Genomic DNA, 7,981 nt, shown 5'->3' with positions numbered 1-7,981 from the left:
CGTTTCTATATACTCATCTGCAAAACGTCTTTGTTTAGTTGTTATTTTTTTCATGTAATACCTCGCTAAACTATAAAATAAGCCCACTAAAAAAGTAGGCTAAATTGATTAAATATAAAATGGTTTGCGACTATTGACAGTACCCATGTATTCAGTTGGTTGAATATTATTTTCTCGTGTCATTCTATCTATATAATGGCTTAAATTACGTTGATTAAGTAGATAACTATTGTTATGTTCTTCTAGTTTCTGTTCTGCTTGTTTTAGTTCTTCTTTGAGCTTGTTATAATGTTGTAAATCTTCTTTATATATTTCGATATATTCATCACTTAATTTATCAGCTTCTTCTTGCATACTGCTACAATTTTTAATAATAACCTGTTTCAGTGATTGCTTCATAACGCTTAAACGTTTTACTTTTGCTTTATGTGTCGTTTCTTGTTTATCAATCTTAGTATATAGCTTATCAGCTTTTTCAACTTGGCCACTTATTACTAATTCTTGATAATCTGCATTGAGTTGATCAATCGTTTCTTTTTCGCTATTTACTTCTTGTTCTAGTGCTTGTATATCCTTTTGATAGCTTTCAATATTCTTTTTATGCACTTCAATTTGTTTTAATATTTTCATGAATAGCCCTCCTATTTAAATAATTCAACATGCTTAGCAATTTCTTCTTGTCGTTGATTAGCGTCTTTAATACTCATGATTTGTTGGCGTTTCTCATGCTTTTCTAAACTGCTTAATTCTTTCTTTTGTTCTTGTGAGTGTGCTTTTTCTTTAGCTTCTCGTTCACTGTAGTTATATAAAGCTAAGCGTTGCGCTTCCGATAATTCTAGTGCGTCGCTTAATTTATTCATTTCATCATTGTTCATATTGTTTTAACCTCTTTTCGATTGGATTATTTGCTAATGTTCTTGTTATTGCTTTTAAATGGTTATAGGCTAGTTTTCTTTGTTTTAATGGCAAGTGATAGAGTGCTGCGTCAGTTAATATTTTGAGATTGTAACTATCGATATTAAATTCATGACGATCTAACACATAAGATAAGAGTTCATCATTGTTCATCTGTTGAATTAAGTCGATGAATATCCCCATATCTGTATTGCGTTCTTTTTCATGTTCTTTAATTAATCGCAGCTCTTTCTCTTGATTGAGTGTTAAGCCATAACCATTATTAATCTTTTTCTTTTGTTGTCTTTTTCTTACGTCGTCTTTATCCACTAAGTACGCATTAAATGACTTTTTGTTATGTTCTTCTTGCCTTTTCTCTCTTTTAGCTTGGACATAGTTATATAAATCAATTTTAAAGCGTCTCACAAGCTCATTATCACGCACCTTTGCATTTCTAATGTAATTCTTTATAAATATCTGTTCTTGCTTTGTATAACCCTCTAAAACAGCGTATAAATGATATAGGTTTCTATTGCTTTTTCTGATGAACGCATTCAACTTCTCTTTTTCTTCAATGATGTACATAACTAAGCTTTCTAAATTTTGCGATTGATAGTAAACCATTTGAGTGACTGGATCACATACCATGTTTGGTGTATTACGTTCGTATAACGTTTCGATATAGTCCTCTATCATCTGCTTTTTATCTTCAATAAATTTAGGATTGTAAACTGTGAATAACGTATCATCACTAATCATTTTGATTTCTTCGGCGTCTGTGTCTTGTTGATATGCTTGTTTTAGACTTGGCATACTATGTGTTACTCCTTTCTAGGAAGCGGAACGGGTACAAAGCCCGTTACCACTTATGATTATTTTTTAGTTAATCGGTAGTCTGTTCCTTCGACTTCAATCACTGTTGTATTCATCATCATTCTTGAATAAATCTTTGTTAGCATTTTGTCAGATGTTAGCTCTTTGTTAGTGTTGTTGGTTGTGATGATATTGTGCTTATTTACTCTTGCATTAATCACGCTGAATAACTTACCTTTTTCAAAATCTGTTAAATTCGGCGTTACATCATCAATGACAAGCACATCACACGCCTTAATACGATTAATCAGCTCTGTTTCAGTATATTTAGCTGTTTTGCTCATAGTATCTCTGAATAAAGCGATAAGTTCAGTAATATCGTAAAATAATACTGTGTAGCCCTTTTCTTTAATTTCTTTGATTGTAGCCATTGCTAGTGCTGATTTACCTAAACCGAATGAGCCTCTTAACATAATTGATTGCTTATTATCTAAATTAAAGTTCTTTGCATAACGCTGCATGGTGTCTTTTGCTTTTTGTTGGCTTTCATTTCTAGGGATATAATTATCAAAAGTTGCACTTTGTAAATCGTCATTCATTTTTGATTTATTAAACATACGATCAATTTCACTTCGTTTTATCTTAGCTTTATATTCTTTTACTTTTTGTTCAGCCATTTGCTTTGCTTCACAATCGCAACCACTTTTAATTTCTTGTATTGTTCCGTCTGACTTTTCAATTTCATAATAGTCATAACGATTTTTACAACCTTCACAAAATAGATTTTCTTCAACTTTCAAAATTTTGCCACGCTTTTTATTGTTATTCATCAATGTTTCAAGACTTTTCAAAATCGTTCCTCCTTACTTAACTTATAAATATTGTTGTCGTTCTGGTGAATTTAACCAATCATCATCAGTATCTTTTGTAGATTGCTGTACCTTATTCTTACTTACTTCACGTTGTTTTCTACGTGCTTCTATATCATCAATAGACTTAATACCGTCTTGATACCAACTTTTAAGAATACTGTTAGCATAGCTCCACTTACATACATTATTCGTTGCTGCTTCTTTTAATGCTTCTATGACGATATTCTCATTACCATTGAAATCATTTATCCAGTTTTCAATCTGATCCACTACAAATGGTTGAAGTATTCCAAATCCATTTTCTTGATAAAAGTTGAATACATTACTATAAGAATGTGACGATGGTGGTTGTTTAGTAGTGCTTGCACTACTACTACTGTTAATTTCAGTATCATAATTATTAGTTAAGTCCTTATAGGTATTATTAATATTAGTAGTGTGCGATTTTCCTACGTAGGTTTTTCCTACGTTGGAATTTCCTACATTGGTTTTTCCTACATAGGAATTTCGCATGTGGTAAGGTTGTTCAAATACTTCATATTCATATTCTTTTAACCTACCTTTATCATCACGTTTTCTTTTTCGTTCAATATATCCAGTTTTTTCTAATTCTTTAATGCCACTTTTCAAACTGCTTAGTCCATCACTAGTATGCTTTATTAATTCAGTTTCATATATTTGCCAATCATCTGGACGGCTTAAAAGATAAAGTAGTAAACCTTTAGCTTTCCAACTTAGATTATTGTCATGAATAAAACCTTTATGGATAGTTACGAAGTTACCACTCTCTTTTTTGACTCTATAAGTTGCCAATCGTCTGCCCTCCTTTGCTGCTAATTTTTATCAATTTATAAAAAGCCTCTTTCAAATAATTGTGTTCGTAGTGTTTTAAAACGCTTGTAACTGATCATCAAATCATTGCATGTTTGTGTAGCACTTGGGATAATATTGTCGTCTACATGTGCCATGTAATAGCAATACAATGCTTTAGCTTCGATACTTATATCTTTGCTAGACATAACACTTTGCGTAATTACACCATAACCTTTAGAACACTTGATTTTATTAGTCATAAAATGCTATCCTTTCAGTAGTTTATTAGTTTGTTAATTGTTCGTTATCAGTGGTTTGGTCGCTTTCTGATAACGTCTTTTTTATTTCTTTAAACTGTTTAATAACATTAGTGAGTTCATTCTTATACATTGTTAATAGTCTATCGAATTGTTGAATGTGTATTCTCATTTCATGATATTTAGCTCCGTGTGTTACTACTTCTCTATTACTTAAAACGTGATCCTTATCATGAATAAGATAATCGTCCATAAACCAACCTTGCGCTTCTAATAAGTCCTCAATTCTTTCAGTTATCATTTCTACGTTTTCTATTTTGTTGCTTAATTCCCAATTCACACTTTTTAATTTTGTAATACTATTATTTTTTCTAATAACTTCGATACTTGAATTAAAATTTTCAATTGTATTTTTCAATTTTTTCTCCATTTCTATTCCTCCCAATTGCTCCATATTGAAGCGATTTATTATTTTGAAGACTTTCTACTTAAATCTCTTTTCTGTTTCTTATATGCTGTCTGTATGTTTTGTAGAGATATGAATGTTCTTCATCTCGAATATCATATTTAAGTGCTGCAATCATACTTCCAAACAAAAAAAACACTAACGCATAATGTAATTCTGTATGAACTCCTAAAAATATTGTTATGACTGTGATATATAGCAATTCATTGATAAAACGTAGCATTTAAAACACCCCTTTAATTTATAAATACTTTTTGTGCTTACATTTTAAAAATTCTTCAAACTTCTCTACATTTATTAAAGTAAGCGTACTACTAATATCAAGATACATACTTTCAATACCTAAGTTATCCTCATCATATGAAATAAGTAATCTACGAATTGTTGAATAGCTGCAATTAAATAACTCGCTTAATAATTTAGGCTTTGCATATTTAACTGGAAATACGATTTGTTTTTCTTCAAGTGCAGTATTCTGTTTAGTTGGTAAATCTTGTAATTTAGTATGTGACATTTTTATGCCTCCTCTTTTTCTTTAATTCCAAAAAATTCATTTGGTGTAACTTTGAAATAATTACATAACTTCATAATTATTTGCATATCTGGATTTTTAGTTCTTTCATGATACAAGCCATGAATAGTAGTTCTTGAAATTCCAGTTTCTTTACTCAATTTCAAAGCACTAACTCTATCTCTGCCCATCAACATACTCAGATTATTATGCATATTCACCCTCCTTAGTACATATGTATTTTTAATTTTTTATAAATTTCATATGTACAAATAAATCTTACAATTATTCATTAATTATGTCAATATGAAATATTTGATAAAACATTTGTACATATAAACTATTAAAGATACAATGTATTTGAGTTGCTTATTTTATAAAGGAGAATAAAATTATGAAATTTGGCGAAGTTTTAAATAAATATAGAGAATCATTGAATTTATCTGTTAATAAATTAGGAGAATTAGCTGATGTATCGCCTACTTACATAAGCAGATTACAAAATAATTTAAATAAAAAGCCTTCTAAAAAAGTATTCTTTAAGATTTTAAATACTCTATTAGATCAAGCATTTAATATGGGAAAATCACCTAAACCCTTATTATCAGAATTATGTAGTACTTATTTATTTGATGATAAAAAAGAGTTTACTAAGAAAGAATTGAAAAAAGTTGAAAATTTAGTAGAAGAATTTATTAAATATACGAATGAAGAAGGTAATAAAGTAAAAAAAGAGTTATATGAATCAAAAAGTAAAATTGAAAATAATAAAATTATTTTCAATAAAAAAAACGAACTTCTTTTTTTAAATGATTTTGAGATCCTTAAAAATAATTTAGTAGATAAGCCTATTTTTGATATTGAGTGGTATTTTACTCAAAATCAATTTAAAATATTAGCTCCTAGATATTTAATTACAAACAAAGATTATAATTTAATAGATTACAATGTTATTTCAAATGAAGACAAAAATATAATTTTAAACTTAATCATTGCTTATTTAGAAACAAAATATGAAAAAATTAATAATAGGCAAGAATTTTTTGATACTATGTTTGAATTATTTGTAGAAAAAGTTAATTTAGAAGAAACTTTTGATAAATTATAAATTATTAAATAAAAACAAACAAAATTAATTTAAATTATAATTTTTACTTATTTTAGATTTTCTTTAACAAACCCCAGAAGATTAAATATAAAAGATAATAAACTTAAGGAGAATACATATGAAAAAATTACTAGGAACATTATTTGCAGCTACACTTGTTTTAAGTGCTTGTAGTCAAGATGACGCTAAGGAAGATGAAAATAAAAAATCAGAAAGCACTACTGAAAAGAAAGCTGACAATAAAAAAGATAAGAAAACTAAAGAAGATAAAAAGTCTAAAGAAGAAAAGAAATCTCAAGAAAATGAAGATAACAAATCTACACAAGAAGATAGTTCTACTGAAGAACAAACTACACAAAAAACTGCCTCAAGTGAACAAGTTCAATCTCAACAACAAACACAACAACCTGCAACTCAAGAGCAGCAGCAAACACAACAAGCTAATAACACTCCACAAACTCCACAACAACAGCAAAATAACCAAAACTATAATCAAACTCAACAACCTAATCAAAATGTAAAGTTACCTAAAAATACAGAGATTGATGATCAGTATATACATGGTGAAGTTGCTGAAGCTTTACAACGTAAAACTGAAATCGAAAGACAAGCTAGTGAAGATTATGAAAATGGCTTGATTAGTGAAGATGAAGCAATGGAGAGAGACGAACAAGCTTCCGAAATTTTAAATCAAGCAGTAGAAAATCAATATGGACCACAAGACTAAGTAAAAGGAGGCTCATTCACATGTGGCATGAGAAATTTACTAATAAACATGGTGAAACTAAATATCGCTATTATGAGAAGTATAAAGATCCACTCACAAACAAATGGCGACGTGTTAGCGTGGTGCTTAATAAGAATGGTAAGCAGTCACAGAAAGAGGCTCAGAAACGCTTAAATGAGCGTATAGAAGAAAAGCTAAATAACAAGACACCTACTACATTAAAGTCGCTAACTTTCCATGCTGCATGTGATGAGTGGTTTGAAAACTATAAATTAGTATCTGGTGCTAAACAATCAACTATAAGAGCAAAAACTTACAGACTTGCTCACATCAAAGAGCGAATAAATGAAGATATTCTTGTCGATAAGATGAATGCTCAAGTTATTCAAGATTACATAAATACATCAATGAAAGAAAATAATATTAAACACATTACAATTAAGGTCAATGTGAGCCTTATAAAGAGTGTATTGAAGTTCGCTCAGAAAAGGTACAATATCTCAGATATTTCATACATTGATAACGTGTCATTACCTAAGAAGGCAGTAACTAGAGAAGAAATCAAAGCTAAACGTGAGAATTATCTAGAAATGAATGAAGTACATAAACTCATTGATGAACTTAACCATAAGGCAAGTACTGGTAATAAAGGCTATATTAAACGCTCATATATGATGACTGCATACATTACTGAGTTTCAAGTATTGAACGGTTTAAGAATTGGTGAGTTATTAGCACTCCAACCTGAAAACATTGATTTTAAGAATAAAAAAATTGAGATTGATGGTACAATAGCATGGATAACTAAAGATGGTGTACGTGGCTTTAAAGATACAACTAAGACTGAGGCCTCTTATCGTACTATATCTATTACCACTAGAAGTTGTGAGATATTGCGTAAGGTAATGTTGGAAAATAAGAAATCGGCTAAGTGGGATAGTAATTTTAAAGAGAGAAACTTTATATTTACAAATAGTAAAGGCAGTCCTATGCCTTTATCATCTATCAATGCTAACATTAAGAACGCTGCAAAGAATATAGGTATTGAAAAAGATATTTCAACTCACACTATGCGTCACAGTCACATATCCTTATTATCACAATTAGGCGTGTCACTGCGTGCAATAATGGATCGTGTAGGCCATAAAGATTATAAAACAACTTTACAGATATATAGTCATGTTACCGAACAAATGGATAAAGATATGATGAGCAAGTTGGAAAATATAAATTAGATACGTTCAAATTTGAGCGTATTTTTTTTGCTTAAAATCAAATTTTTTCACATTATGCCCTTATTCTGCCCTTTTTTATGTATAAATAAATCAAAAATAGCCTATAAACACTGTTATATAAACACTTCATAAAAGTTATGTTGTTTAACCTTCGTAACACCTACATGATTTAATCCTGGGCGTTTTTGTTCTAACACTGACTTATCTGCTTTTAATGCATTTTTTGCTTCAGTTAATTGAGTTAATGCTTCTTCTACTTTTACTTTTTCATCCCTGATTTCTTCA

13 protein-coding genes are annotated in these 7,981 nt (G+C 29.5%); 3 read left to right on the top strand and 10 right to left on the bottom strand.

Going from position 1 to position 7,981, the window contains the following annotated elements:
• Nucleotides 1-108: 108 nt before the first annotated feature.
• Genes HMPREF2881_RS10445 through HMPREF2881_RS10400 form a run of 10 tightly spaced genes read right to left on the bottom strand, consistent with a single transcriptional unit; the run spans nucleotide 109 to nucleotide 4,841 of the window.
• Entirely contained in the window at nucleotides 109-630 is a 522-nt protein-coding gene (locus HMPREF2881_RS10445) for a hypothetical protein (protein ID WP_070653770.1), read from the bottom strand.
• 11 nt (nucleotides 631-641) lie between these two features.
• A complete protein-coding gene (locus tag HMPREF2881_RS10440) occupies nucleotides 642-875 on the bottom strand; it encodes a hypothetical protein (protein ID WP_070653769.1) in 234 nt (77 codons plus the stop codon).
• On the bottom strand, nucleotides 865-1,707 hold the full coding sequence (locus tag HMPREF2881_RS10435) for a pathogenicity island protein (RefSeq protein WP_070653768.1): 843 nt from the start codon (nucleotides 1,705-1,707) through the stop codon (nucleotides 865-867). The genes HMPREF2881_RS10440 and HMPREF2881_RS10435 overlap by 11 nt, the downstream gene beginning before the upstream one ends.
• Nucleotides 1,708-1,766: 59 nt before the next feature.
• Nucleotides 1,767-2,558 (bottom strand): ATP-binding protein, encoded by a 792-nt coding sequence (locus tag HMPREF2881_RS10430; RefSeq protein ID WP_083310084.1) that lies wholly within the window; start codon nucleotides 2,556-2,558, stop codon nucleotides 1,767-1,769.
• Nucleotides 2,559-2,579: 21 nt separating this feature from the next.
• Nucleotides 2,580-3,392, bottom strand: coding sequence for a DnaD domain protein (locus HMPREF2881_RS10425; protein WP_070653767.1), 813 nt, complete (start codon nucleotides 3,390-3,392; stop codon nucleotides 2,580-2,582).
• 35 nt (nucleotides 3,393-3,427) lie between these two features.
• The gene (locus tag HMPREF2881_RS10420; protein ID WP_049334651.1) at nucleotides 3,428-3,652 is read right to left on the bottom strand and encodes a hypothetical protein; all 225 of its coding nucleotides are present in this window, start codon (nucleotides 3,650-3,652) and stop codon (nucleotides 3,428-3,430) included.
• A 25-nt stretch (nucleotides 3,653-3,677) separates the two neighbouring features.
• The gene (locus HMPREF2881_RS10415; RefSeq protein WP_049334652.1) at nucleotides 3,678-4,079 is read right to left on the bottom strand and encodes a type II toxin-antitoxin system toxin TscT; all 402 of its coding nucleotides are present in this window, start codon (nucleotides 4,077-4,079) and stop codon (nucleotides 3,678-3,680) included.
• A 58-nt stretch (nucleotides 4,080-4,137) separates the two neighbouring features.
• Nucleotides 4,138-4,338 carry a hypothetical protein gene (locus HMPREF2881_RS10410; protein WP_070653766.1) on the bottom strand — a complete coding sequence of 67 codons (201 nt, stop codon included), beginning with the start codon at nucleotides 4,336-4,338 and terminating at the stop codon, nucleotides 4,138-4,140.
• An 18-nt stretch (nucleotides 4,339-4,356) separates the two neighbouring features.
• A complete protein-coding gene (locus tag HMPREF2881_RS10405) occupies nucleotides 4,357-4,629 on the bottom strand; it encodes a hypothetical protein (protein WP_049334654.1) in 273 nt (90 codons plus the stop codon).
• 2 nt (nucleotides 4,630-4,631) lie between these two features.
• On the bottom strand, nucleotides 4,632-4,841 hold the full coding sequence (locus tag HMPREF2881_RS10400; protein WP_070653765.1) for a helix-turn-helix domain-containing protein: 210 nt from the start codon (nucleotides 4,839-4,841) through the stop codon (nucleotides 4,632-4,634).
• Between the two features lie 179 nt (nucleotides 4,842-5,020).
• On the opposite strand from HMPREF2881_RS10400, the gene HMPREF2881_RS10395 reads away from it, so the two are divergent.
• From HMPREF2881_RS10395 to HMPREF2881_RS10385, 3 genes are all read left to right on the top strand, one after another.
• Nucleotides 5,021-5,734, top strand: coding sequence for a helix-turn-helix domain-containing protein (locus tag HMPREF2881_RS10395; RefSeq protein ID WP_070653764.1), 714 nt, complete (start codon nucleotides 5,021-5,023; stop codon nucleotides 5,732-5,734).
• A gap of 118 nt (nucleotides 5,735-5,852) precedes the next feature.
• Entirely contained in the window at nucleotides 5,853-6,461 is a 609-nt protein-coding gene (locus HMPREF2881_RS10390) for a hypothetical protein (RefSeq protein ID WP_070653763.1), read from the top strand.
• Nucleotides 6,462-6,481: 20 nt separating this feature from the next.
• Nucleotides 6,482-7,696: a tyrosine-type recombinase/integrase gene (locus HMPREF2881_RS10385; RefSeq protein WP_070653762.1), complete on the top strand. Its 1,215-nt coding sequence runs from the start codon at nucleotides 6,482-6,484 to the stop codon at nucleotides 7,694-7,696.
• Nucleotides 7,697-7,981 lie beyond the last annotated feature (285 nt).

Origin of the sequence: Staphylococcus sp. HMSC057A08, assembly GCF_001812925.1 — a bacterium.
Taxonomy (GTDB): domain Bacteria; phylum Bacillota; class Bacilli; order Staphylococcales; family Staphylococcaceae; genus Staphylococcus; species Staphylococcus hominis.
The sequence above is the reverse complement of the archived record's forward strand: the minus strand, read 5'-3'. Positions and strand labels throughout refer to the sequence as shown.

What these genes read in the sequence shown, in the direction of transcription:
- HMPREF2881_RS10435 (WP_070653768.1), bottom strand. Translation starts at nt 1,707, where the DNA reads ATGCCAAGTCTAAAACAAGCATATCAACAAGACACAGACGCCGAAGAA.
- HMPREF2881_RS10405 (WP_049334654.1), bottom strand. Translation starts at nt 4,629, where the DNA reads ATGTCACATACTAAATTACAAGATTTACCAACTAAACAGAATACTGCA.
- HMPREF2881_RS10415 (WP_049334652.1), bottom strand. Translation starts at nt 4,079, where the DNA reads ATGGAGAAAAAATTGAAAAATACAATTGAAAATTTTAATTCAAGTATC.
- HMPREF2881_RS10385 (WP_070653762.1), top strand. Translation starts at nt 6,482, where the DNA reads ATGTGGCATGAGAAATTTACTAATAAACATGGTGAAACTAAATATCGC.
- HMPREF2881_RS10390 (WP_070653763.1), top strand. Translation starts at nt 5,853, where the DNA reads ATGAAAAAATTACTAGGAACATTATTTGCAGCTACACTTGTTTTAAGT.
- HMPREF2881_RS10400 (WP_070653765.1), bottom strand. Translation starts at nt 4,841, where the DNA reads ATGCATAATAATCTGAGTATGTTGATGGGCAGAGATAGAGTTAGTGCT.
- HMPREF2881_RS10445 (WP_070653770.1), bottom strand. Translation starts at nt 630, where the DNA reads ATGAAAATATTAAAACAAATTGAAGTGCATAAAAAGAATATTGAAAGC.
- HMPREF2881_RS10410 (WP_070653766.1), bottom strand. Translation starts at nt 4,338, where the DNA reads ATGCTACGTTTTATCAATGAATTGCTATATATCACAGTCATAACAATA.
- HMPREF2881_RS10420 (WP_049334651.1), bottom strand. Translation starts at nt 3,652, where the DNA reads ATGACTAATAAAATCAAGTGTTCTAAAGGTTATGGTGTAATTACGCAA.
- HMPREF2881_RS10440 (WP_070653769.1), bottom strand. Translation starts at nt 875, where the DNA reads ATGAACAATGATGAAATGAATAAATTAAGCGACGCACTAGAATTATCG.
- HMPREF2881_RS10395 (WP_070653764.1), top strand. Translation starts at nt 5,021, where the DNA reads ATGAAATTTGGCGAAGTTTTAAATAAATATAGAGAATCATTGAATTTA.